Source organism: Pectobacterium quasiaquaticum, from assembly GCF_014946775.2.
Taxonomy (GTDB): Bacteria; Pseudomonadota; Gammaproteobacteria; order Enterobacterales; family Enterobacteriaceae; genus Pectobacterium; species Pectobacterium aquaticum.
Genome location: NZ_CP065177.1, coordinates 3,162,406 through 3,187,032 on the forward strand (window position 1 = coordinate 3,162,406; position 24,627 = coordinate 3,187,032).

The 24,627-nt window shown below is 53.6% G+C and carries 17 protein-coding genes; 7 read left to right on the forward strand and 10 right to left on the reverse strand.

Annotation, left to right across the window (positions count from 1 at the left end; all coding sequences use genetic code 11):
- Positions 1–20: 20 nt before the first annotated feature.
- Positions 21–791 (forward strand): SDR family oxidoreductase, encoded by a 771-nt coding sequence (locus IG609_RS14520; RefSeq protein WP_193397511.1) that lies wholly within the window; start codon positions 21–23, stop codon positions 789–791.
- Positions 792–901: 110 nt separating this feature from the next.
- Positions 902–1,762: a co-chaperone YbbN gene (locus tag IG609_RS14525; RefSeq protein WP_193397512.1), complete on the forward strand. Its 861-nt coding sequence runs from the start codon at positions 902–904 to the stop codon at positions 1,760–1,762.
- 445 nt (positions 1,763–2,207) lie between these two features.
- Here IG609_RS14525 and IG609_RS14530 read toward each other — a convergent pair whose 3' ends face one another.
- On the reverse strand, positions 2,208–3,401 hold the full coding sequence (locus IG609_RS14530) for a nicotinamide mononucleotide deamidase-related protein YfaY (protein ID WP_193397513.1): 1,194 nt from the start codon (positions 3,399–3,401) through the stop codon (positions 2,208–2,210).
- Positions 3,402–3,620: 219 nt separating this feature from the next.
- Here IG609_RS14530 and tyrP point away from each other — a divergent pair, with 219 nt between their 5' ends.
- Positions 3,621–4,829 (forward strand): tyrosine transporter TyrP, encoded by a 1,209-nt coding sequence (tyrP, locus tag IG609_RS14535; protein WP_193397514.1) that lies wholly within the window; start codon positions 3,621–3,623, stop codon positions 4,827–4,829.
- 143 nt (positions 4,830–4,972) lie between these two features.
- Here the strand turns inward: tyrP and IG609_RS14540 are convergent, their stop codons facing one another.
- From IG609_RS14540 to menF, 7 genes are all read right to left on the reverse strand, one after another.
- Positions 4,973–5,512 carry a YfaZ family outer membrane protein gene (locus IG609_RS14540; RefSeq protein ID WP_193397515.1) on the reverse strand — a complete coding sequence of 180 codons (540 nt, stop codon included), beginning with the start codon at positions 5,510–5,512 and terminating at the stop codon, positions 4,973–4,975.
- Positions 5,513–5,734: 222 nt separating this feature from the next.
- Complete coding sequence (menE, locus tag IG609_RS14545) at positions 5,735–7,159, reverse strand: o-succinylbenzoate--CoA ligase (protein ID WP_193397516.1); 1,425 nt, start codon at positions 7,157–7,159, stop codon at positions 5,735–5,737.
- Positions 7,147–8,118, reverse strand: coding sequence for an o-succinylbenzoate synthase (menC, locus tag IG609_RS14550; protein ID WP_193397517.1), 972 nt, complete (start codon positions 8,116–8,118; stop codon positions 7,147–7,149). Before menC ends, menE begins: the two co-directional genes overlap by 13 nt.
- A complete protein-coding gene (gene menB, locus IG609_RS14555) occupies positions 8,118–8,975 on the reverse strand; it encodes a 1,4-dihydroxy-2-naphthoyl-CoA synthase (RefSeq protein WP_010301311.1) in 858 nt (285 codons plus the stop codon). The genes menC and menB overlap by 1 nt, the downstream gene beginning before the upstream one ends.
- Before the next feature lie 5 nt (positions 8,976–8,980).
- Positions 8,981–9,811 carry a 2-succinyl-6-hydroxy-2,4-cyclohexadiene-1-carboxylate synthase gene (menH, locus tag IG609_RS14560; RefSeq protein ID WP_193397518.1) on the reverse strand — a complete coding sequence of 277 codons (831 nt, stop codon included), beginning with the start codon at positions 9,809–9,811 and terminating at the stop codon, positions 8,981–8,983.
- Positions 9,799–11,481: a 2-succinyl-5-enolpyruvyl-6-hydroxy-3-cyclohexene-1-carboxylic-acid synthase gene (menD, locus tag IG609_RS14565; RefSeq protein ID WP_193397519.1), complete on the reverse strand. Its 1,683-nt coding sequence runs from the start codon at positions 11,479–11,481 to the stop codon at positions 9,799–9,801. Before menD ends, menH begins: the two co-directional genes overlap by 13 nt.
- 166 nt (positions 11,482–11,647) lie before the next feature.
- Complete coding sequence (gene menF / locus IG609_RS14570; RefSeq protein WP_193397520.1) at positions 11,648–12,970, reverse strand: isochorismate synthase MenF; 1,323 nt, start codon at positions 12,968–12,970, stop codon at positions 11,648–11,650.
- A 343-nt stretch (positions 12,971–13,313) separates the two neighbouring features.
- Here menF and IG609_RS14575 point away from each other — a divergent pair, with 343 nt between their 5' ends.
- Genes IG609_RS14575 through rcsB form a run of 3 tightly spaced genes read left to right on the forward strand, consistent with a single transcriptional unit; the run spans position 13,314 to position 17,843 of the window.
- A complete protein-coding gene (locus tag IG609_RS14575) occupies positions 13,314–14,483 on the forward strand; it encodes an MFS transporter (RefSeq protein ID WP_193397521.1) in 1,170 nt (389 codons plus the stop codon).
- 16 nt (positions 14,484–14,499) lie between these two features.
- On the forward strand, positions 14,500–17,184 hold the full coding sequence (rcsD, locus tag IG609_RS14580; protein WP_193397522.1) for a phosphotransferase RcsD: 2,685 nt from the start codon (positions 14,500–14,502) through the stop codon (positions 17,182–17,184).
- Between the two features lie 8 nt (positions 17,185–17,192).
- Entirely contained in the window at positions 17,193–17,843 is a 651-nt protein-coding gene (gene rcsB, locus IG609_RS14585; RefSeq protein ID WP_102116730.1) for a response regulator transcription factor RcsB, read from the forward strand.
- 37 nt (positions 17,844–17,880) lie between these two features.
- On the opposite strand, the gene rcsC is transcribed toward rcsB, so the two are convergent.
- Both rcsC and gyrA read right to left on the reverse strand, forming a co-directional pair.
- Positions 17,881–20,736, reverse strand: a complete 2,856-nt coding sequence (gene rcsC / locus IG609_RS14590) for a two-component system sensor histidine kinase RcsC (RefSeq protein WP_193397523.1) — start codon at positions 20,734–20,736, stop codon at positions 17,881–17,883.
- A 115-nt stretch (positions 20,737–20,851) separates the two neighbouring features.
- On the reverse strand, positions 20,852–23,491 hold the full coding sequence (gene gyrA, locus IG609_RS14595) for a DNA topoisomerase (ATP-hydrolyzing) subunit A (RefSeq protein ID WP_193397524.1): 2,640 nt from the start codon (positions 23,489–23,491) through the stop codon (positions 20,852–20,854).
- Positions 23,492–23,752: 261 nt separating this feature from the next.
- On the opposite strand from gyrA, the gene ubiG reads away from it, so the two are divergent.
- Complete coding sequence (ubiG, locus tag IG609_RS14600) at positions 23,753–24,472, forward strand: bifunctional 2-polyprenyl-6-hydroxyphenol methylase/3-demethylubiquinol 3-O-methyltransferase UbiG (protein ID WP_193397525.1); 720 nt, start codon at positions 23,753–23,755, stop codon at positions 24,470–24,472.
- Positions 24,473–24,627: the final 155 nt, after the last annotated feature.

Here is a 24,627-nt window from a genome sequence, read left to right on the forward strand (position 1 = left end):
CTTTTGAATTAGGTAAAGTTATGCAAAAAACGGTCTTCATTACCGGTTGTTCCAGCGGCATTGGCCTGATTGCCGCTCAGGATCTGCAAAAACGCGGCTATCGCGTGATTGCGGCCTGCCGCCGCGCAGAGGATGTCGCTCGTCTGACTACGCTAGGTCTGGAAGCCATTACGCTCGATCTGGATGACAGCGCCAGCGTGGAACAAGCGGCGGCGGAGGTGATCAAACTGACCGATAACCGTCTGTACGGTTTATTTAATAACGCCGGATATGGCCTGTACGGTCCATTGAATACCATTTCGCGCCAGCAGCTTGAACAGCAGTTTTCCAGCAACCTGTTCGGCACGCATCAGCTCACGCAGCTGTTATTGCCTGCGATGCTGCGGCATGGTGAAGGCCGTATCATCCAGACCAGTTCCGTGCTGGGGTTGGTATCAACGCCGGGTCGCGGTGCGTATGCCGCCAGCAAATATGCGCTGGAAGCCTGGTCAGATGCGTTGCGTATGGAATTACACGGCAGCGGCCTGCACGTCAGCCTGATCGAGCCCGGTCCGATCAGTACACGCTTTACCAGTAATGTCGCACAGACGCAGACGGACAAACCGGTGACCAACCCCGGCATCGCCAAGCGCTTCACGCTGCCGCCGGAAGCGATATTACCGAAGCTCCATCATGCGCTGGAAAGCTCACGGCCTAAATTACGCTATCCCGTGACGCTGGTGGCTCACGCCTTAACCTGGCTGCGTCGTTTGCTACCGGGGTATCTTCTGGATAAGGTATTACGAGGATAACGTCGCAGAGGGCGATGTATTGCGCACTCACCTCTGCACAAGGCTTGTAAGTGACACCGACAGGCCCCATCTAAGAGTCAAATGAATTCAAGAAGTAAGAGAGACTACTCATGTTAGAACAACAAGCGACTATCGTTGACGTCAATGAATCCAACCTGCATCAGGTGTTGGAACACTCCATGACACTGCCAGTCCTGTTTTACTTCTGGTCGGGGCGTAGTCAGCACTGCCTGGAACTGGAACCGGTGCTGGACAAGCTGGCGCAGGAATATGCAGGACAGTTTGTTCTGGCGAAGGTTGACTGTGATGCCGAACAGCGCGTAGCGGCTCAGTTTGGCCTGCGCTCAATCCCAACCGTGTATCTGTTTAAAGACGGGCAGCCGCTGGACGGTTTTCAAGGGCCACAGCCGGAAGAAGCGATTCGTGAACTGCTGAAACGCGCGCTGCCGAAAGAAGAAGAGCTGAAAGTCGCGCAGGCGCAGCAGCTGATTCAGGAAGACAAACTGCCGGAAGCGATGCAACTGCTGAAAGACGCCTGGCAACTCAGCCAGCAGCGCAGCGACATCGGTCTGATGCTGGCAGAAGTACAGATTCAAATTAAACGCAGTGAAGATGCGGAAGCCGTACTGGCCACCATTCCTTTGCAAGATCGAGACACGCGTTACCACAGCCTCATGGCGCAGATTGAATTGCTGAAACAGGCGGCAGATACGCCGGAAATTCAGCATCTACAGCAGCAGTTGGACGCCGATCCGCAAAATGCGGATCTCGCGGTACAGCTAGCGCTGCAACTGCATCAAGTCGGCCGTAATGAAGAAGCGCTTGAACTGCTGATGGGCTTTCTGAAGAAAGATCTGGCCGTCGCTAACGGCAGCGCACGTAAAACGCTGATGGACATCATGGCCGCCCTCGGCACCAGCGACGCCCTCGCCGCCCGCTACCGCCGCCAGCTCTATTCGTTATTATATTGATTTATCTTGTGAAAAAGGCCAGAACATTGATTCTGGCCTTTTTATTTGCAGGCGAGTATTAGCCATCGGCTTATAGACTTATCGTCTTATGCTAGATTGATATGATGGTTTCGGGCGTGCTAACTCGGCGTAAAAAATTATGCTGAGGAGATAGCAGGCTTAGGATGAGCCGCAGGACGCGGCGAAAGCTTGCGCCACGTCGGGAACGTGTCGCGAGCGGTCCGTTGAGCCTGATACCGACGAAGGCACCGCGTTAGCGGCATAATTTCCGCCGAAAAGCCTGGGGTCAAGGGGCGAGCGGCGTTTGAGCCGTCCCTTGTCGGGCGCGAGCTACGAGGTAGCATGAAAATAACGGTATCATCGCGCACGAAACTAACCCCGAAAGCCGAATAGAAATGTGGCTAAGAGGCAGGTTAAGGATAAGATCCTCGGTAATTCCCGCTGACTACAGCGTCTTCAGCACCGTAATCCAGCCGTGTCCGCCGTACACTGACCAGCCGTTTAGCCAGCGGCGCAGCATGTTCATCGCCAGCATCGCAACGACTTCCTGATGGGTTTTCAGGCTGTAGCGCTGTACGTTGAACTGTATCGTTTGGGCGAAAGATCCTTCCGGCGTATGCAGCGCTAATGACAGCTCCGCATCATTCCGATTACCCACGACCAGCGCTAACGATGCCCCCTGACGCTCCGTCAGATGGCGAGCATAGTCCACAAGCCCAGACAGGCTGGTATCCTCAACCTTTGCCAGCAGTTCTCCGCCCTCCAGCGGAACATTTGCCGACTGGAGCTGCCAGTTGAGCAATCCTGCCGTGAAGTGTTCACTCACTGCCAGCGTCATATCACGCTCGGCCAGACGCCGTGCCAGCTGTGCCGGTAACCCTTCGGTTCCTTCAAAGAGGGTATTTTCCCCTGCCACGGTGCGCACCGTTTCCCACAGTTGCTCCATATTTTCCTGCTGTGCAGCAGGGCCGGTCAGCTTCAGCTCGATAATCGGCATAGAAGAACGGTAGCCCAGCACTACACCCGGCGGTAACGCCATACCATCCAACTGGCTTGCAAGATCGCTCTCGGAGCGCCCAAAGGTGGTCAGGCGCAGGCACAGCGGGGCATCGGCGACAGCAAAACGCTCACGCAGGCGCGGCATAATTTGCTGATCGACCATGACCTTAAACTCAGACGGCACGCCCGGCGTAAAAAACATCAGGCACTTGTTCAATTGCAGCGCAAAACCACAGGCGGTGCCCACCGGGTTATCCACCATTTCCGCCCTGGCGGGAATTTGTGCCTGTTTGCGGTTGCTCGGTGCCATCACTCTTCCACGCTCAGCAAAGAAAGCCTCCATACGCGCCAGCCATTCCGCGTGCTCAACCAACCCTTCTCCTGCGGCGGTGGCCGCCGCCAATGCGCTGAGATCGTCGCTGGTCGGCCCTAGGCCGCCGTTCACAATCAGGATATCGGCAATCTGGCTACGCTGCGTTATCGCAGTCACCAGCGCATCGAGATCGTCCCCCACCGTCATCCGGCTGGTCATCGGTAATCCCTGCTGAAACAGATAATCCGCCAGCCAGGCCGCATTGGTATCAATAATCTGACCATGCAGCACTTCATCGCCGGTACATAACATCTCGACCCTAAGCATTTTTTATTCCTCGTGACGATCCTGAAACCACTTTAAAAAGTCGCATGAACAAACACAATGTTTCTTTCTGCCTGCCCAATGACATATCACCTCCGACGCCCTCACTCCAGTGTAAATATAAAATTACACCCCTCGTAACGGCGTTTTGACAGAAATCACTGAATACTCTACCCTGCTGCCAAAAATATCTGGATAGCCACGCTATTTATAGAGGAATAGGTGAAAAATCGTACTCTTGGCAGCATTTTTATCGTTGCAGGCACCACTATTGGAGCTGGAATGTTGGCGATGCCGCTAGCAACCGCCGGCGTCGGGTTTGGTACTACATTGATGATATTAATCGGTTTGTGGGCACTGATGTGTTACAGCGCCTTATTGCTGGTTGAAGTATATCAACATCAGCCCTCGCACACCGGGCTGGGCACGCTGGCAAAAATCTACCTCGGCCGCTGGGGACAGTGGATCACCGGTTTCAGTATGCTATTTCTGATGTATGCGCTCACGGCAGCGTATATCAGCGGCGCAGGCGAACTGCTCGCCAGCAGTATCAGCCAGTGGAGTGGCTATTCACTTCCATTGCCCGCAGGCATTCTGCTCTTTACGCTGGTTGCCGGCGGCGTCGTCTGTATCGGGACATCCTCCGTCGATTTATTTAACCGCATCCTGTTTAGCGGCAAAGTACTGATGCTTGTCATTATGCTGGCCGTCGTGGTGCCGCATATTCAGCGCGTCAACCTACTAACGCTGCCGTTGCAACAGGGTCTGACGCTCTCAGCATTACCCGTTATCCTGACGTCGTTCGGCTTTCACGGCAGTATCCCCAGTATCGTGCACTACATGGGTGGCGACAGTCGTAAGCTGCGCCGAATATTCCTTATCGGTAGCGTGATACCGCTGATTGCCTATATTTTCTGGCAGCTTGTGATGCTAGGCAGCCTCAGTTCTTCAACATTCAACGCTATTTTGGCCGATCAGGCGGGATTGAATGGGTTGATGCAGGCGATTCGCACGCTGGTTGCCTCTCCGCACGTTGAACTGGCCGTCCACCTGTTTGCCGATCTGGCACTGGCGACCTCTTTCCTCGGCGTGGCGCTGGGGCTGTTCGATTATTTAGCCGATCTGTTTAAGCGCAAAAATAGCGTCATCGGGCGTGCGCAAACGGGGTTGCTGACCTTTATTCCCCCGCTGGTGTTTGCCCTCTTTTATCCGCAAGGGTTCGTGATGGCACTGGGCTATGCGGCGATCGCGCTGGCCGTGCTGGCACTGCTTATTCCCGTTCTGCTGAGCTGGCAGGTGCGCAAACAGCGTCCTGAAATACGCGCAACGCGCGGTGGCGCGCCGGTCCTGGCACTGGTCTTCGCCAGCGGCGTAGCGATTATCCTGATCCAACTGGCGATGGTAGCAGGCTGGCTACCGTCGATTAGTTAACCTTCTCATTGGTTAATCCAAGACATAAAAAAACGCTGGGAGCGTTTTTTATGCTCGTAGGGTGACGGACAAGGATGTCCGTCATAAAAAAAGAGCGTGAACTCAACATTCACGCTCTTTTTCTTTCTAACTTCAGAGAACTATTAGAAGCTCAGACCAACGCCGATATAGGCAGAATCCGCCAGTCTGTTATCTGGGCCGTTCTCACGCGCCATATTGATATAGCGGTAGCCGACATCAACGCTCAGCGGCGCAAAGACCTGCCAGCGAACGCCCGCTTTCCCTTCAACATAGTGGTCGACATGGCTGGAGAAGGAATCTGGTGAATAGTAACCTTCACCATACAGCGAGAACTGACGGCTCAGCGGCCACTGCACGCCACCGCCCAGTGCGACGCCATAACCATCATTGCCGTGATCCTGATTCAGGTACAGCGCTTTGCCACCCAGCGTCAGCTTGAGTGGGCCAACAGGAATGGTGTACCCCAGGCCAAAACCGTATACATCATTGCTGTTGTCGCCGTGGGCATAGCTCACATTGCCCGCAAGCCCAGGAATGCCCAGACCGAAGCCTGCATTGGCACCAGCGTAATCGCGACCTGCTTCCCCGGAAAGGCTAATGGCATGTACAGAAGCACTTGCAAGTAACAGGCTTCCCGCACAGGCAATCACAAACTTTTTCATTTTCAATATCCTTAAAACCGTCGTTAAACGCGCGTGTAAAGATGCTATCGTTGCCGATTCTACCCGAAACGTCCTCTCACTCCAGCATGAAATTGCCCTGAGCAGCGATTTATTCTTTTAGTCATCGTGAACATTTTTATCAAGAAAAGTTAGCACGATTTGAACACGAAACCAGTACGAGCATGGAGGATGCATTGCGTATGGTTGGGAAATTCTACCTTTTTACTGGTGATAAATTGTATTGACCCAGTTTTTCACCTGCTGGCGAGATAGCTTAATCCCGCCATTTTTCAGTTCAGCGGGCAGCGCATAATACGCGACCGGACGCTGAAATCCGGCAAGCTGTGGCTGTAGCCAATCGCGTATTGCATCAAGCGTCGTGGCTTGTGCCACCTCCAATACCGCAACAGGACGGTGGCCGAATTCTGCATCGTCAACGGGCACAATGCAGGCCTGTTGAACATCAGGATGCGCCAACAGTACGGCTTCGATATTCTCGGGCTGAATCCCTTCTCCACCGCTGAAGAATTGGTTATCCAGACGCCCCAGAATATGCCATTCATCCTCGGCAAATCGCCCGCGATCCCGCGAATGGAACCAGCCGTCATCATCGACCAGTGGAATCAGTTTTCCATCACGCCAATAGCCCGCGGCCAGCGTGCTGCCACGCAGCAGAATTTCATCCTCCGCCAGCCGGATCTCTCGCTCATGAAGCGGCAGGCCGACGCCCGAACGCCCGTCAGCACGTTTCGCGCAGACCGTGGACGCCAGTTCCGTCAAACCATAGCCACACCAGCAACTGACGCCTCGCGCCTCCGCCTGTTGCGTCAGCGCCTGCGGAATCATCGCGCCGCCAAGCAATACGGCTTTCAGTGCCGAAGGGAATGTCCCCTCTGACAGCAGTCGCCACAGTTGGGTTGGCACCAGAGAAGCATGGGTGCAATCGCGCAATGCGCTATCCAGAGGCTGATGTGCGCGGACAACGATCGTTGCCCCAGTCGCAAGCCAGCGCCAGACAATGCCCTGCCCAGAAACGTGAAAGAGTGGAAGTGACAACAGCCAGCTGTCGCTGGAGGAAAATGCCATCATCTGCACCACACCTTCCGCACTGGAGAGATGGGCAGCAAATGAATGCACCGCCGCCTTCGGCATCCCGCTGGAGCCGGATGTCAGCGTCAGCGTCGCCAGCCGATTTGCCTGCCAGCGTAATCGATCGATGCAGTGACTTTCTTCGGTATCGCTTGATGGCGAAGAAAGCGTGCGTATCGCATTCGGCCACGGTTTATCATTCAGGCACAGACCATACGTTACATTCAGCGTGGGCAGCAGCGCCTCGGTTAGTGCATCAGGTAACTGTGGATTCAACGGCAACACGAGCACGCCGCACTGTAACAGCGCCAAATAGCTGAACAGCATCTGACCGCTATTTTTCCCGCGTAGCGCGACCGTACTGTCGGCCCTCACGCCCTGCTGTGTGAAATGCTCCGCCAGATGATCCACCCGCTGGGCTAGCGACCGCCAGCTCCAGCGGATTTCGCCGTCAATCAATGCGACAGACTCATTCAACGAAACAGGTTCATTCAACAAAACAAACTGCGGCGTCTGGTTAGCCCAGTGTCGCCACGGCCAGTCAGTCAGGATTGCCATACCACGTCCAGTTGCTCAGCAGCCAGCAGCGGCAACGCGCTCTCCGGCCAGCATTGAATCACCTGCGCCTGCATCAGATCCAACGTGTCCAGCCCTGGGACTGTGTCCGGTGTCAGCCAGTGCGCCAAACGTGCCAGTTGCGTTAAGCCCAGACTGGATTCGATGCTGGAGCTGATCACCGCCGTTAATCCAACCCGATGCGCTTCCTGCACCAGTTGCTGGCAACGTGCGAGGCTACCGACCAGCGTAGGCTTGATCACAATTGCGCTCACGCCCAGCTCGGCTTCTACCCGAAAATCCGCCTCGCGCACGCTTTCGTCCCAGGCAATATTGATGCCCGTTTCCCGCGCAAACTCGCGAGATTCTTCACGGGTTTTGCAAGGCTCTTCAAGAAAGGCAATGCGCGAACGCAATGACGGCGCGACATAACGAGCGAAGCCGTCGGCTTTGGCTCGCGTCCAACTGCGGTTAGCATCCAGACGGAGTTTCAGATCCGGCAAGGCTTCCAGCAGGACGTTAACGATCATGCCATCACGCACCGCCTCGTACAGGCCAACTTTGATCTTCGCCACTTTCTCGCCCGGCATCGCCTGTAGCATGTCAAACAGTTCGTCAGGATCGCCGCTGCACAATGGCGCTTTGCGATAGTCTGCCGCCTGCGGCAGACGCTGATCCAGCTCGGCCTGCGCACAGCTCAAGCCAAAAGCAACAGAAGGCGGAAGATTGTCAGAAAATGCCGCCCCTGCCGCCCACGATGTTAGCTGTTCAAGCGCGGCGGACTCCGCCTCTGCCAGCGTTTCCACGCTAAATTCCGGCAGCGGCGCGATCTCGCCCCAGCCCAATCGCTCGCCGTCTTGCAGGCGAACGATAAGCCCATCGCGGGTTTTCAGACGCTGATTGCGCAGCACCACTCCGGCTTCCATCGGCACGCTGTAACGATAGAGAGTGACCTGACGCATTACGGATTCCGTTTGAATTTGCTGAAGTCAGGCTGACGTTTTTCGTTGAACGCGTTACGGCCTTCCTGCCCTTCGTCCGTCATGTAGAACAGCATGGTGGCGTTCCCCGCCAGTTCCTGCAAACCAGCCTGACCGTCGCAGTCTGCGTTCAGTGCCGCTTTCAGGCAACGCAGCGCCATCGGGCTGTTTTGCAGCATTTCACGGCACCAGCGCACCGTCTCTTTTTCCAGATCGGCCAGCGGAACCACGGTGTTCACCAGCCCCATATCCAGCGCTTGCGCCGCATCGTACTGGCGGCACAGGAACCAGATTTCACGCGCTTTCTTCTGACCTACGATGCGCGCCATGTAAGACGCGCCCCAGCCGCCGTCGAAAGAACCGACACGTGGACCCGTTTGACCGAAGATGGCGTTCTCTGCCGCAATCGTCAGGTCGCACATCATGTGCAGAACGTGTCCGCCACCGATGGAATAGCCCGCGACCATCGCAACAACCGGCTTCGGACAGGTACGGATCTGACGTTGGAAATCCAACACGTTCAGGTGATGCACACCGCTGTCATCCTGATAACCGCCGTAGTCGCCGCGTACTTTCTGATCGCCGCCGGAGCAGAATGCCTTATCGCCAGCGCCGGTCAGAATGATCGTCCCGATGCCGTCGTCGTGACGGGCATTATCGAGCGCCTGAATCATCTCTTTTACCGTTTGCGGACGGAACGCATTGCGAACCTGAGGACGGTTAATCGTGATTTTGGCAATGCCATCGATGGATTTATGGTAGAGAATATCGGCGAAGTCGCCGCTGCAATCGTGCCATTCAATCGGTGCGTAAAGCAGATCTTCACTCGGATAAAGCATAGTTATCAATCCTTAACGTGATGCAAAAGAAAAGAGCGAACCCGCTCAGCATAGGCCGTTGGATTCGCCTGATGAGCATTATGACCCGCCTGAACCACGCTCAGTAACGGCAGGCCGTATTGCGCCGCCAGCGTTTGAAACTTCACGTCGCTGGCACCGCATAAGTAAACAAAAGGTATCGACAGGTGCCGGAGGCGTTTCGCTAAAAAGGGCTGTCGCCCCAGCGAGGTCGCTTCCAGCATTGCCGCAACAGATGCACCGTGATTCGCGCTGCGGCGCGCGATCAGCTGTTCACGCTGCGCTGAATCCAGATCGGCAAACACCGCCTGCTGATACCAATCCTGCAAGACCGCTGGCAGCGGCTCCTGACGAAAGCGCTGCGCCCAGCGTGCATCATGGTGGATACGCTCCGTACGCAATTCCGGCGTTGCCAGACCGAGATGACCGCCTTCGACCATCAGCCCCAGCATGCCGTCATGTTGTCCGTTGCAGGCGTGATACATCGCGATACGCCCACCGAGCGAATAGCCTAGCAGCCAGTAATTCTCAATGCCTTGATCCAACAGCGTCTTGCTTAACTGGCGGCTGACATCGGCAAAACCGGTTGTGGAAATCGTTCGCGATGCACCGTGTCCGGGTAAATCCACCAGCAACACCGGCCAGTCACGACAAAACGGTAGAACGGGTAGCCAGTCTTCGCCACTGCCTAATAAACCATGCAGACACACCAGCCACGGCTGCCTCGGAGCCACCGCGCCATGCGTCACTTTCTGGCAGCTTAGCTTTTGAAAACTTGGTCTCTGAAAAACCAGCCTCTGGGAATCTAGTGCGCCCATGTCGCCACCTGCGCGACCAGTTCATTGAGCGTTTTCGCGCCGTCTTTCGGTTCAACCACCACTTCCAGCAGCGTGACGCCGCCCTGAGTCCAGCAATCCGCCACCGTATTCGCCAGCTGTTCCCAGCTCTCGGCGCGCACGTAATTCAGGCCAAACATCGCGGCCGCGTGGCCGAATTCCACATTTTGTGGCATGCAGTAAAATGCTTCGCGCTGTGCAACCGGCGTCGGCAGCAGGGAAAATATCTGGCCGCCGTTATTGTTCACCACAATCAGCACCAGCGGTGCGGGAGCCTGACGCAGCAGCGCCAGCGCATTCAAATCGTATAACGCAGAAAGATCGCCGACGATGCCCAGCGTGGCTTTTGACGTGGCACGCTGTACACCGGCCAGCGTGGAGATCAGACCATCAATACCGCTGGCACCACGGTTACCGTACACCGGATATCCCTGTGGGAGTTGAGCCAATGCGTCGATCAGGCGAACAACAAGGCTGTTGCCGACAAACAGCTGCCCGCCCGGCGGCAACAGCGCCGGTATGCGCTTCGCCAACTGCGCTTCACCAAAACGGGAAGCCAGATGCGCGTCGACCTGCCGCTGTGTTCTGTCGGCGATATCCGCCAACAACTCCGCCCACGGCGCTTGTTTATGCGCCGGATGCGCAGACAGCCATTCGCTCACGTCCGCCACCAGACGACGCCCGCGATGGTGAGCCGGATCCAACCGTCCCGGTAAATCGTCAATTAACCAGAATTCTTGCGGCTGGCACTGTTCCTGCCATTGCAGCAGGCGCTTACCCGTCAGGCTACCTCCGAACTGCAAGACAATGTCCACCTGCTGTAAGCGAGCCGCTGCGTCAGGATGCGCCAGCCAAATATCCGCACAGGGTAACGGCTGTCCGCTTTGTGACAGGACATCACCAATCAACGGCCAGCCCAGTTCGTTCGCCCACGCCGCGAGTCGCGTACCTTGTTCTGGCGTCACGCGACCGGCGAGAACAACACCCCGTTTATCTCGCCACTGCGGCCAGTCCGGCTGCACCGCCAGCGTGCTCTGGCGCATTTCACGCAGCCAGGGTTCACGGCTGTTCCACCAGTCGCCCAGCGTCATTAACCAGTCCTGATACGCCGTGCCGTCATCGGCACCGTACAGCGGTTCAGCAAAGGGGCAGTTAATGTGCAACGCGCCGTGCGTCAGTCGCGCCATTGCACTATCCACAGAGGAAACCAGCCAGCTAGCCGGAATGTCGGGCGTGGGGCGCGGTAAATCGAGCGCCAGCGTGGGGTGTGAAGCATACAGTGCATGTTGGCGAATCGCCTGATTCGCACCGCAATCAATCAGCTCCGGCGGGCGGTCGGCTGTCAGCACCACCAGCCGTTCTCCGGTCAGCCCAGCTTCGATGATGGCAGGATAAAGGTTCGCCGCGGCGGTGCCTGACGTCACGATAATCGCAACCGGCTCACGTGAGGCTTTTGCCAGCCCCAGCGCCAGATGCCCAAGCCCCCGCTCATCGAAATGCGTGTGGCAAATCAGTGCATGATTATCCGCCGCAGACAGCGTCAACGGGGTGGAGCGAGAACCAGGCGCGATGCAGACATGCCGGACACCGTGGCGGGTCAGCGATTCCAGCAGTAATGTAGCCCAGCGGCGATTAAATACACTTGTTGACATGTTGTACTCAACAACTCAGGTTGCAGGTTATAAACAAATAATAATGATCAAACTGTTGGCGGCCTGGTGCACGTCAGCAAACATCGAGATCAGCCTTATTATATTTTTTTTTATCACGCTGACTTTGATATAAACCAGTACCTCGCACAACAACCCTAAAACAAAACTATGACATATCACCGTCTAACAGGGATCTTAGCCCTGCTGCTTTGTTTTCTAACTCCTGCCATTCTTGTTCTGGATCAGAACCCGCCACAATTCCGGCACCGGCATAGAGCGTTAAAACATGATCTCGCACTTCGGCCGAACGTAGCGCCACGCTGAATTCAGACTGCTGACGCGAAAGGTAACCTGCGGAACCCGCGTACCAACCACGTTCAAACGGTTCATGTTCAGCAATAAAACGGCGAGCCTCTTGCCTCGGCAGGCCCGCCACGGCGGCCGTGGGCTGTAACGCATTCAGGCACGCGCTATCGGATGCAGTGCGCAGCGTGGCGTGAATGGTACGGCGCAGATGCTGTACTTTACGCAGACTCACAATTTCCGGCGGCATGACATCCAGCGACAGCGCGGACTGCTGTAGCCGCTGGCAAATATCATCCACCACCAGCATGTTCTCGCACTGATTTTTGGTGTCATTCATCAACCAGTCGGCCAGTTCCGCAGCTTTGCGCGCATCGCGGTCGCTTGCCACCGTTCCCGCCAGCGCTTCCGTTTCCAGTTCGCTACCCCGACGGCGATAAAGCCGCTCTGGGCTGGAGCCAAGAAACGCATGGCGCGCATCGTGCGCCAGCATGAAATGGAAACAGTGGTGATTTGCCGCACGGCTGGCGGCCATAAAGGTGGTGGCCTGTAGCGGCTGCGTCAACGTGAGTGTGGTCGCCCGCGCCAGAACCACTTTTTCCATCAGCCCAGCATTGATGTCATGCAGCGCCCGCTGGAGCAAATCGATCCATCCCTGACGCTCCGGCTGATGCCCGACGGACTGCACTTCCGCATGTAAAAGAGGCTGTGGAGCGGGCGGCAGAAGCAGGTTAATAAACGCCGAGGCTTCAATGGCATCCTGCTGCAATGACGTGTCACTGAACAGGTTAATAGTCAGGCTAAGCGTATCATCCTGACGCCGCAGTTCCGCACGGGGCAAAAACAGGTAGCCGGGTGAAGAAGCCCCGTCCTCTTTCGTTTGATTAAACGCGTTCAGCCCCCAGATGCGCACATCGGGATCGCACTGCTGCTGAACGAGGAATGCCTCAGCATCCTGAATGTGGCGAAATCCGCACACGTTGCCGCACACGGCGGCTTCTTCACGATCCTGACGGTGTTGCCAATAGAACTGGGGGTACACTGGCTGAGTCGCCAACCACGGCAATAGCTCAGACGTTTCGCTAAGACGTAATGAACGCGTTATTTGTCTGAAACCTGCGCATTCAGGCTGTGGCTCGCGCAAAGCCTGCTGCAGATGCCGCAGCAAGTCGGAAAGTTGTTTCACCGTTACCCCGGAGACCTAACACAAAGTGGGGGATTATACGGGAAAAAAACACGCCGTGGGTGAGAGGTTACGCAAGACCATAACGGTGAGCACGGACTGAAATCGCACCAAACGGCAAAACGGGTCGCGCGCATCGCTTTAAAATCCCACTCCATCATCATTATTGCTTCAATTGACCGATTCTTTTGCCGATTATCTAATCGGCATTTTTTTGTCCGCCTCACTGCCCCACGCTTCTCTTCTTCCCTTGCGCCAACACCGCACACCAGGATTCTTTTCATTCAGACCACTAATTATGGTAAACATAGGCCCTTGTTATATCGACCGGATAGCCGCGTTCAGGATGAGTACAACACTGAATACCACCCCGTTATGCATTAATCAGAATCTGCCAGGTAAGAAAGCACAGGCAGCCACGCGCCTCGTTTTCTTTGTTGCGGGCTTTGCTATGGCTTCCTGGGCGCCGCTGGTGCCCTTTGTCAAAACGCGGCTGGCTATCAGTGATGCCTCTTTGGGGATGTTGCTGCTTTCTCTCGGTATTGGCTCACTCTTAGCCATGCCGCTGACCGGTTTTCTCACCAGTAAACTCGGGTGCCGCAGCGTTATTTTGCTGGCAAGTGTGCTGCTTTGTCTGGTATTGCCCGCGCTGACACAGGCGGAAACGCTACCTCTGATGGCGATAACGTTGCTCTTTTTCGGCGCATCCATGGGGATGATTGATGTCGCGATGAATATTCAGGCTGTCATCGTCGAACGGGCCAGCGGCCGGGCGATGATGTCAGGCTTTCATGGTTTCTTTAGCATCGGAGGGATTGTCGGTGCAGGGGGTGTTAGCGCTCTGCTGTGGCTTGGCCTGTCTCCGCTTATGGCAATTCTGGCGATTGTCGCACTCATGCTGATAGTGATGGCAACCGCGCACAAACACCTGCTGCGCACCACAAATCAAGATGACGACGGCCCGCTGTTTGTCATCCCGCGCGGTTGGGTGATGTTCATTGGCTCACTGTGCTTCATCATGTTTTTAGCCGAAGGGTCCATACTGGACTGGAGCGCCCTCTTTTTAACGGTTGAACGCCACCTGAGTGGCGCGCAGGCGGGCATGGGCTATGCGGCATTCTCCGTCGCGATGACGCTGGGCAGGCTGAACGGCGATCGCATCGTTAATGCGCTCGGCCGCTATGCGATTCTGACCGGTGGCAGCCTCTGCGCCGCACTCGGTCTGGTGTTAACGATCAGCATTGATAATGCGATCACCGCCGTTCTTGGCTTTGTGATGGTGGGCATCGGCGCATCGAATGTGGTGCCGATCCTGTTCAGCGCAGCGGGGAATCAAAAGATCATGCCGCCGAATCTGGCCATCGCCTCCATTACCACGGTGGGCTATGCAGGTATTCTGATCGGCCCGACCATTCTTGGCTTTATTGCACAGTTCAGCAATTTGGCTACCGCATTCGGGTTTGTCGCACTGCTATTGCTGGGCGTTAGCGCCAGCGCGCGTGCCGTTATCCGCTAATCAGGAGCGTTAATTGATGCCAGCCATGATTCTGCGTTATTTTTCACTCCTTACGGTGCTCTCGCTCCTGATTACCGGAACGTTCGGCTATAGCCACATCACCGATTTGCTGGCGGACAAAAAACACTCGCTGACGACCATCGCCCAGGGCATACAAAAACGCGTCGATACCTATCGTTTTTTCACCTATCAAATATATGGCAGCCTGAACAGCGAACCGGCCGCGAGCGACACCAACATTACCGCGATTAATTTAATGCCGAATATTTTCTACGTAGAAAAAAACGGTCAGAAAACGGATGCATTGATTTTTGGGCAACACGATAAAGGGACGCTCACCTCGGTTCGCCGGATATCACGTTATCTTGATATTCTTTGGGGTGCGGAGAATAGCGTCTATTCCATGTATTACCTGAATGGCATCGACAACAGCCTGACGATGATTTCCACACAGACGCTGAAAGATATCTCCTCGCAGTTCCGCGGGAATTATATTACGGTCATCGCCGAAGCCCGTCGGACAGAAATGCTGCAACAGGCGAATGTATTAGACGAACGCGAAAGTTTTTCCCCGCTGCGTAAATTACGTTTCTATAACGACTACTATTTTACGCTGCGCACCACATTCAATCAGCCGGGCCATCTGGCGACGATTCTGGCGTTCGATTTACCGATTAACGATTTAATCCCAGACACCATTCCGCGTGAGCATCTTATGCTGAAGCCGGATACGCCAGCGGCCAGCAATACGGATAACAATAATGGCGAAGGCACGGCTGACGTGCAGCTTCACGGCTCGAATCTTGAAATTTCCGCCACGCTCGTGAATGCGCCGCTAAAAATTGTTTTTCAGGTGCCAATAAAAGTCCTGATTATTGATTCATTGCGTAATAACGTCTGGTTTCTGCTGCTGAATCTGGTTCTGCTGTGTTTGTCCATCGTCGGCTTTTATCTTTTCCGTCGACAGTATGCGCATCCCAGCGAAGATGTCTCGCATCAGTTGGAAAAGACGCTGGATATTTACCGCGAAACAACGGGCAGAATCCCGATGGGCGTGCTGGTTTATGATTTCAATAACAATAAAGTCGTCATACAGAATGAGCGCGCAGAGCAGTTGCTTCCGCACCTGAGCCTGCAAAAAATCACCAATATGGCGGACGAGCATCAGGGCGTCATTCAGGTCACAATTAATAATGAGATGTATGAAATACGTCAAATCCGCAGCCAATATTCACCTGACTATTGCCTCTTCCTGCTGCGTGAACAGGATAAAGAAATTCTGGTACAGCGGAGATTGTTGCTCGCACAGCGTGAATACGAAAAGAATATTCATGCCAGAAAACGGTTATTCCAAAATCTGCTCAGCGAATTCAAACAGCCGCTGATTTCACTACGACAACATATTCAGGCGCTACGCCACAGCGAGACAGCAACCGTACCAACACCTACGCTGGATCAGCTAACGGCGGATACCCGCTGTGCGATTGAACTGCTGGAAAATATCGCCTTGCACGAAAAGCTGGAAGCGCAGGAATGGAACGTGGTCAACGAGAGTTTTTCACTGCTGACGGTTATCGACCAAGTTCTCCTTGAGCTGCTGCCACGATTGAATCAAAAAGGTCTGACCCTATTCCATCATTACAATCTGGATATGAATCAAACCTACGTGGGCGATGCCGAGCTGTTGAAAAAGACGCTGGCGCTGTTGCTGAATTATTCGGTGACCAATACGGATTACGGCAAGATTACGGTGTCGATTGATAGAAAAAATAATGAGTCGGATACGCTGATTATTCAGATCAGCGATACGGGAACGAATGTTTCAGGCAAAGAGCAGGAAAATATTCGGCACCCTTTCCTCCATCCTGCGACGTCCGATCGTTTCGGACAAAATTCAGGATTGACCTTATTTTTGTGCAATCAACTCTGTAATAAACTGGGCGGCGCGTTAACTATCAACAGTAAGGCCGGATTAGGTACACACTATATTCTGACGCTAAAACTGGAGCCGGAAGCGCTTCCCGTTGAGGAAGAAAAGCTGCTGGATGGTATTACCGTTCTGCTGGATGTGACGTCTGATGAAGTACAGCATATTGTCGGCAATATGCTGACGGGCTGGGGTGCCAATTATCTGGTTAGCGATGAACGCCAGATTAATCAGGAAGCAGATATCTGCATGACTGACGACCCGGAGAAAAAAGCAGATTATACGCTGCTGTTGAGTCATGACGATAACACAGTAACGCCTTTGGGCCCGCGCCGTTTGCGGGTGAATTATAATATCAGCCACCTCCTGCTGGAGGCATTACTTAAGCTGATTGAGCTACAACTGGAAACATCACCCGATGCGCTACAGGAAGGGGAACCGGATAATGTCGAATTTTACGCCGCACAATTAGCAGCAAGCGACTATTACTCGCTGTTCGTGGAGACAGTACCGGATGATTTAAAGAGGCTGTATACTGAAGTGGAAGCAGGCGATTTTCCGTCGCTTTCACAGACGGCACACCGGCTGAAAGGCGTGTTTGCCATGCTTAATCTGCATCCTGGCAAACAGTTGTGTGAACAGCTTGAACAGCATATTACCGCGCATGATAGTGAACAGATCGAGGCTAACCTTCATGAAATTGAGAGGTTTGTCAGTGCATTACTATCCCCAGTAGAACCTAAAGGGCAGCAAGGTAGCCAACAAGATGAGTAACCAAAACGATGAGTAACTTAAACGTAATTATTGCCGACGACCATCCTATTGTTCTTTTTGGCATCAAAAAATCGCTTGAGCAGATTGAATGGGTCAATGTGGTTGGCGAATTTGAAGACTCAACAGCGCTGATCAATAACCTACCTAAGCTGGACGCTAATGTTTTAATCACCGATTTATCCATGCCAGGCGATAAATACGGCGATGGTATTACCCTCATTAAATACATTAAGCGCCATTTTCCCCATCTCTCTATTATTGTTCTTACCATGAACAATAATCCGGCGATTCTGAGCGCGGTACTGGATTTGGATATCGAAGGCATCGTATTGAAACAGGGTGCGCCGACCGATTTACCCAAAGCGCTGTCTGCCCTGCAAAAAGGGAAGAAATTCACGCCGGATAGCGTATCCAAAGTGCTGGAAAAAATCAGCGCCAGCGGCTACGGCGACAAACGCCTGTCCCCGAAAGAAAGTGAAGTGCTGCGTTTGTTTGCAGAAGGCTTTTTGGTTACCGAAATCGCCAAAAAACTGAATCGCAGTATCAAAACGATTAGTAGCCAGAAGAAGTCAGCCATGACCAAGCTGGGCGTCGAGAACGATATCGCCCTGCTGAATTACCTGTCCTCCGTTAACGGCGGTGCGACGCAGGTAGACTAAGGATTTCCTCTCCTGCACTGGCAGCCGCTGGTGCAGGTTATTTCACAGAGGTTCTCGCCTGACGCGCCACGTTACTGTAATGCGCCAACGCCTGCTGTAACGTATCCAGCGTAACCGGTTTTGACAAACAGTGATCCATACCAGCCCCGAGGCAACGCTCTCTTTCTTCTGCCAACGCATTTGCCGTCACGCCGATAACAGGGAAACGTAACCCCTGCTTGCGCATACGTCGAGTGAACAAATAACCATCCATATTCGGCATGTTGACATCCGTTAGCACGATATCAATATGATTTTTACTCAACACGCTCAGCCCATCTACGCCATCATTCGCCGTCATCGCCTGATAGCCCAGAGAACCGAGCTGATCCGCCAGCAGTCGACGGTTGATAGGGTGATCGTCAACCACCAGAATCATAATGTCACCATTCTCAACCCGTACGTAGTTGGTCAGCGGCGGGGAAATCTCGGCGCGAGCCCTATCCTCGCTTTCTGAGCGATAGATTTTCTCTAGCAAATCAGGCAGATGTTGAGGTGTGGACGTCCCTTGCACCCAGTGCCCGTCGCTCACTTCCTGTGCTAACCCAGTATGTGCGCCACTCATCACGATATGCGCCCGAACGTTAACGGCCTCTTCTGACACGTAATCGCTAATCATCACATCCTCAGGCGACACGGCTTGATTCTGATAACGCACCACCTGCAACCCCTGTTCCTGCAACAGCGTCAGCAGATAAGCCTCCAGCCGAGCATTGCGTATCCTCAACCAGCACATTTTTCCTTGCAGGCTGGCGTTGATCGCCACGGGAGCATAATGCGCTTTATACAGCGGAATTCTGACACCAAACAGGCTGCCGAGCCCAGGTTCCGACTCAATGGTAATATCGCCATCCATCAGATTGACCAGTTTTTCACAAATCGCCAGCCCTAAGCCCGTCCCCTGAAAATGACGCTGAACACCGCTCCCAGCTTGGAAGAACGGGTCAAACAGCTTCACCGCCTCGCGCGGCTGAATGCCCACGCCGGTATCACGCACCACAAATTCCAGATAACCATCGCGGCAGCCGACTTCGAAAATGATGCAACCCGTGTCCGTAAACTTGATGGCATTACTCAATAGGTTAGATAACACCTGCTGTAAACGTACGGGATCGCCAAACAGGCTGACTGGTACGTTGGGATCGATAAAGCAGTACAGCGTCAGGCGTTTTTTGACCACCAGCGGAAGATAGTTGCTGGTGATGTGGCTGATGACTTCATGCGGTGCAAACTCACACGCTTCGATCTTCAACTGCTCCGACTCAATCTTGGAAAAATCGAGGATATCGCTGATGATTTTCAGCAGCAATGAGGAAGAGTTGTTCATCGCGGCAACCAGACGATTGGCATCCTGCGGCAGCGATTTGGTTTGCAGTAAATCCAGGTTACCGATAATCCCGTACAGCGGCGTACGTAATTCATGACTGACGGTAGCCAGAAACATCGATTTAGACTGGTTTGCCTGCTCGGCGGCATTCGCCATCTCCTGTAGCGACTCTTCCATTTTGACGCGCGCACTGACGTCCAGCAGCACACAAATCGCCACATTTTCATTACGATAGCGTGAATGGACAAAGCTGATTTGCAGGTGATGATTACGGCTGGTCATGACATCCACAAACTTGGACTGCTGCTCACAAATGATGCGGGTAATTCGCAGCCTATCCTCATGGGTAAGCAGGTTAAGATAGTTGTGCGCCAGCTCGTTACTGAGAATATTTGTGCCGTCATTAATACGCAGGATACAAATCCCTACCGGTGCTGACGCCACGATTTTGCGGTTGAATTGCTCATTCTCTTCCAGTTGGAATGCATTCACCTCCGCAGGCAACAGCATTTTCCGCTCGAACACTAGCGCCAGTACAAACAGCAAAATAGCCGAAAGTGTATTCAGCACGATCATGTTGATCATCAGTGCGCTGATATGGGAAAGCAGCACCTTAAACGGCAGCGAATACACGATGCTGAAGGACGTCGGCGGCAGCAGCTTCTTCAGAATGAGTTCATCATAGCCATTCACATAGCCAAAATAGTTATGATCGGAGGGATAGCTGTCTACCGAAGAAACGTAGCGCTCTTTGTTATCGGAAAACTGTAAAACCACCTGATTATATTGATCCAGCAGCCTGGCATTGATCGGAAATTTACCCATGGTGACGAAGTTATCTAGGCGGATCGTCTGTTCAATCCCCATGATGACTTCCAGCTTATTATCTACATAAATCGGCGTCAGGGCATATAAATAGCCAACATCGGGGATAGACGCGGGCGTGATCCAATAAAGCGTTTCATCACGTCCAGTTTGGGTTCGATTCTTTTTCTGTTCCTGAAACCGATCCTGCACGTTTTTAAGCAAATTATCGCGATCGATCGACGGTTTACGAATGCCAAAATCAATCATACAGCGCCGATCGCCGCCGACAAAAAAAACCCGGTTAAGATCGTAGACAGCAGAGAAATTATCCTGCCAGCCGTTGAAAAAATGACTCAACGAGAGCAGTGCCGCATTCCCGCCATATTGCGTGGAACAGGTTGCGCCAGGAGCAAACGCGTAGGCAGAAACACTGGGACCGTCTTCCGTTGTCGGTTCTGCTTTTTCTCTTGCCAGCACTAGGCGATTTGCCGCCAGATACTGGAGTTCACGCACAATATCCGATGCGTGTCGGATGTAACCCTGCGACTGATCAAAGCTTAGATTATACGCCTGCCGCAGCTCTGACTCTTTTTCATTCAATATTTTAGTGACATAAAAAATGGATATCAACGCCCCCAATACCCACAACATGACCGCCAGAACCCGAAATAAATAGCGGGAAACTTTTAATGTGGTGTGGAATGAGGCGAGATATTTCAAGTGGATACCGTTGAATTATGGGAGAACCCGTTGGCTGATACACTACCGAGAGTCGATAAAAAAAGCCAGCGCATCGCGCTGGCTTACTCTACTCGTTCCGGCTTAAGAAAAAGACTTATTCGTCATCTTCAGCAATATCATCATCGCCATCAATGTCGTCGATAGCATCATCGTCTTCGGCGATTTCGCCTTCAACGGTTACTACACCATCTAACTCTTCATCTTCTACCGGTTCGGCAACGCGTTGTAGGCCGACAACATGCTCGTCTTCCGCCGTACGAATCAGCGTGACACCCTGTGTGTTACGGCCAACAATGCTGACTTCAGACACGCGAGTCCGCACCAGCGTTCCGGCATCGGTGATCATCATGATCTGGTCTGCGGTATCAACCTGGACCGCGCCAACCACTTTACCGTTACGTTCGCTGACCTTGATAGAGATAACCCCTTTCGTCGCACGCGACTTGGTAGGGTACTCATTGACAGCAGTTCGCTTACCAAAGCCATTTTGCGTGACGGTCAGGATATCACCCTCGCCGCGAGGAATGATCAGAGAAACGACGCGATCTTCGCCTTGCAGGTTGATACCACGGACGCCCGTTGCCGTACGGCCCATCGAGCGCACCGCCTGCTCGGAGAAGCGAACCACTTTGCCTTCCGCAGAGAACAGCATCGCTTCATCACTACCGTCGGTCAAGTCAACACCAATCAGCTCGTCACCTTCGTTCAGGTTAACCGCGATGATCCCCGCGCTGCGTGGACGGCTGAATTCCGTCAACGCCGTTTTCTTCACGGTACCGCTCGCGGTGGCCATGAAGATATGGCGGCCTTCTTCGTATTCACGAACCGGCAGAATCGCGGTAATACGTTCATTCGGCTCAAGCGGCAACAGGTTGACGATCGGACGACCGCGCGCACCGCGGCTGGCTTCCGGCAGTTGGTAGACCTTCATCCAGTACAAGCGACCACGGCTGGAGAAGCACAGAATCGTGTCGTGAGTGTTGGCCACCAGCAGACGATCGATAAAGTCTTCTTCTTTAATACGAGCAGCAGACTTGCCACGACCACCGCGACGCTGGGCTTCATAGTCGCTCAGCGGCTGATACTTCACGTAACCTTGGTGAGACAGCGTGACGACAACATCTTCCTGGTTGATCAGATCTTCGATGTTGATGTCAGCGGTGTTCGCCGTGATTTCCGTACGACGCTCGTCGCTGTATTGCGTTTTGATCGCTTCCAGCTCTTCGCGGATGACTTCCATCAAGCGCTCAGGGCTATTGAGGATATAAAGCAGCTCAGCGATCTCCGCCAGCAGCGCTTTATATTCATCCAGCAGCTTCTCGTGCTCCATGCCGGTCAGCTTCTGCAAACGCAGATCCAGAATCGCCTGCGCCTGCGGTTCCGTCAGGTAGTAGTGACCGTCACGGATACCGAACTCTGGCTCCAGCCACTCTGGACGCGCAGCATCATCGCCGGCACGTTCCAGCATCGCAGCCACGCTGCCCAATTCCCAGGCTTGTGCGATCAGCGAGACTTTCGCTTCAGCAGGTGACGCCGCGCGGCGAATCAGTTCGATAATCGGATCGATGTTCGCCAGCGCAATAGCTAGACCTTCCAGAATGTGGGCACGGTCACGGGCTTTACGCAGTTCAAAAATGGTACGACGCGTCACCACTTCACGACGGTGGCGCACAAATGCGGCCAGAATGTCTTTGAGCGGCATGATCTTCGGCTGGCCCTGATGCAGAGCGACCATGTTGATGCCGAATGACGTCTGAAGCTGCGTCTGAGAGTACAGATTATTCAGTACCACTTCGCCCACAGCGTCACGCTTAATCTCGATGACGATACGCATACCGTCTTTATCGGATTCGTCACGCAGCGCGCTAATGCCCTCGATACGCTTATCTTTGACCAGCTCGGCAATTTTCTCGATCAGGCGCGCTTTGTTCACCTGATACGGAATTTCATGCACGATGATGGTTTCACGTCCAGTTTTCGCGTCCGCTTCTACTTCAGCACGCGCACGGATGTAAATTTTACCGCGCCCGGTACGATAGGCTTCTTCAATGCCGCGTCGGCCGTTGATGATCGCCGCCGTCGGGAAATCTGGGCCTTTGATGTGTTCCATCAACCCTTCAAGGCTAATGTTTTCATCGTCGATATATGCCAGACAGCCGTTCACGACTTCTGTCAGGTTGTGCGGTGGAATGTTCGTTGCCATCCCGACAGCGATACCGGAAGAACCGTTAACCAGCAGGTTGGGAATACGCGTTGGCATGACGTCAGGAATCTGCTCGGTGCCGTCATAGTTGGGCACAAAATCGACCGTCTCTTTTTCGAGGTCGGCCAGCAGTTCATGAGCAATTTTCGACATGCGAATTTCGGTATAACGCATCGCCGCAGCGGAGTCGCCATCAATCGAACCGAAGTTGCCCTGACCATCGACCAGCATGTAACGCAGTGAGAAAGGCTGCGCCATACGTACGATGGTTTCATAAACGGCAGAGTCGCCGTGCGGGTGGTATTTACCGATGACATCCCCGACGACACGGGCGGATTTTTTATACGGTTTGTTCCAATCGTTGCCCAGTACGCTCATCGCATACAGTACGCGGCGGTGTACCGGTTTCAGTCCATCTCGAACATCTGGTAATGCACGCCCGACAATAACGGACATCGCATAATCCAGATACGAGCTTTTCAGCTCTTCTTCAATGTTGACCGGTGTGATTTCTCTGGCAAGGTCGCTCATGGAGCCGCTATCCCTCTATTTAGGCATCTACCCGTGTTCAGAAACGTGAACCGTTCAGATAAGGTGAACTGTTCAAAAGGTGAAAAATTATATCACAAACCGCCGTTTCGGGGGAAACTCCCTTCCGCGCTGAACAGACTGTTTTCCCAATCGACTTCATTCCTCAGATATCCTTTAGAGAAAACGGACACGGCTGCATGTTGCCGCGCGAAGGGAGTATACTCGCGGCAGGATAAAGATGACGAAAGGCAGTGATGACACATGAATGCAGAAAATCAAACTCCGAACGTTGACCATCAGGAGATTGCCAAATTTGAGGCTATCGCTTCACGCTGGTGGGATTTAGAAGGTGAATTCAAACCCTTGCACCGCATTAACCCGCTGCGTCTGGGCTATATTTCTCAGCATGCGGAAGGCCTGTTCGGCAAGAAAGTGCTGGATGTCGGCTGCGGTGGCGGCATTTTAGCCGAAAGCATGGCGCGTGAAGGCGCGGACGTCACCGGGCTCGATATGGGCGCAGAACCGTTGCAGGTCGCTCGTTTGCATGCGCTGGAAAGCGGTGTCGCCGTCGATTACGTGCAGGAAACGGTAGAAGCGCATGCACACGCGCATCCGGGCCTCTACGATGTCGTCACCTGTATGGAAATGCTGGAGCACGTTCCCGACCCGCAATCCGTGGTGCAGGCCTGCGCCAAGTTGGTCAAACCGGGCGGGCACGTCTTTTTTTCCACCATCAACCGCAATGCGAAAGCGTGGATGATGGCCGTTATCGGTGCTGAGTACGTGCTAAAAATGGTGCCGCGCGGCACGCACGACATTAAAAAGTTCATTCGACCAGCAGAGCTGATGCACTGGGTTGACAGTACACCACTGCGTGAAAAGCATATCACCGGGCTGCACTACAACCCGCTGACGGACCATTTTAAACTGGGTCCAAACGTGGACGTGAACTACATGCTGCACACTCGGCACGATAAATAGAACCGATTAAGAACACTCTTAAAAATTGCGTGGTTTTTCACCGCGCAATTTTCTAGGTTTTACCTGAAAAACCAACAAAACGACCACGACTTATTTTTTTTACAGAATATTGACATCCTCTTAGCCCTTACAAAATCAGGATTTCGAGAAACCAA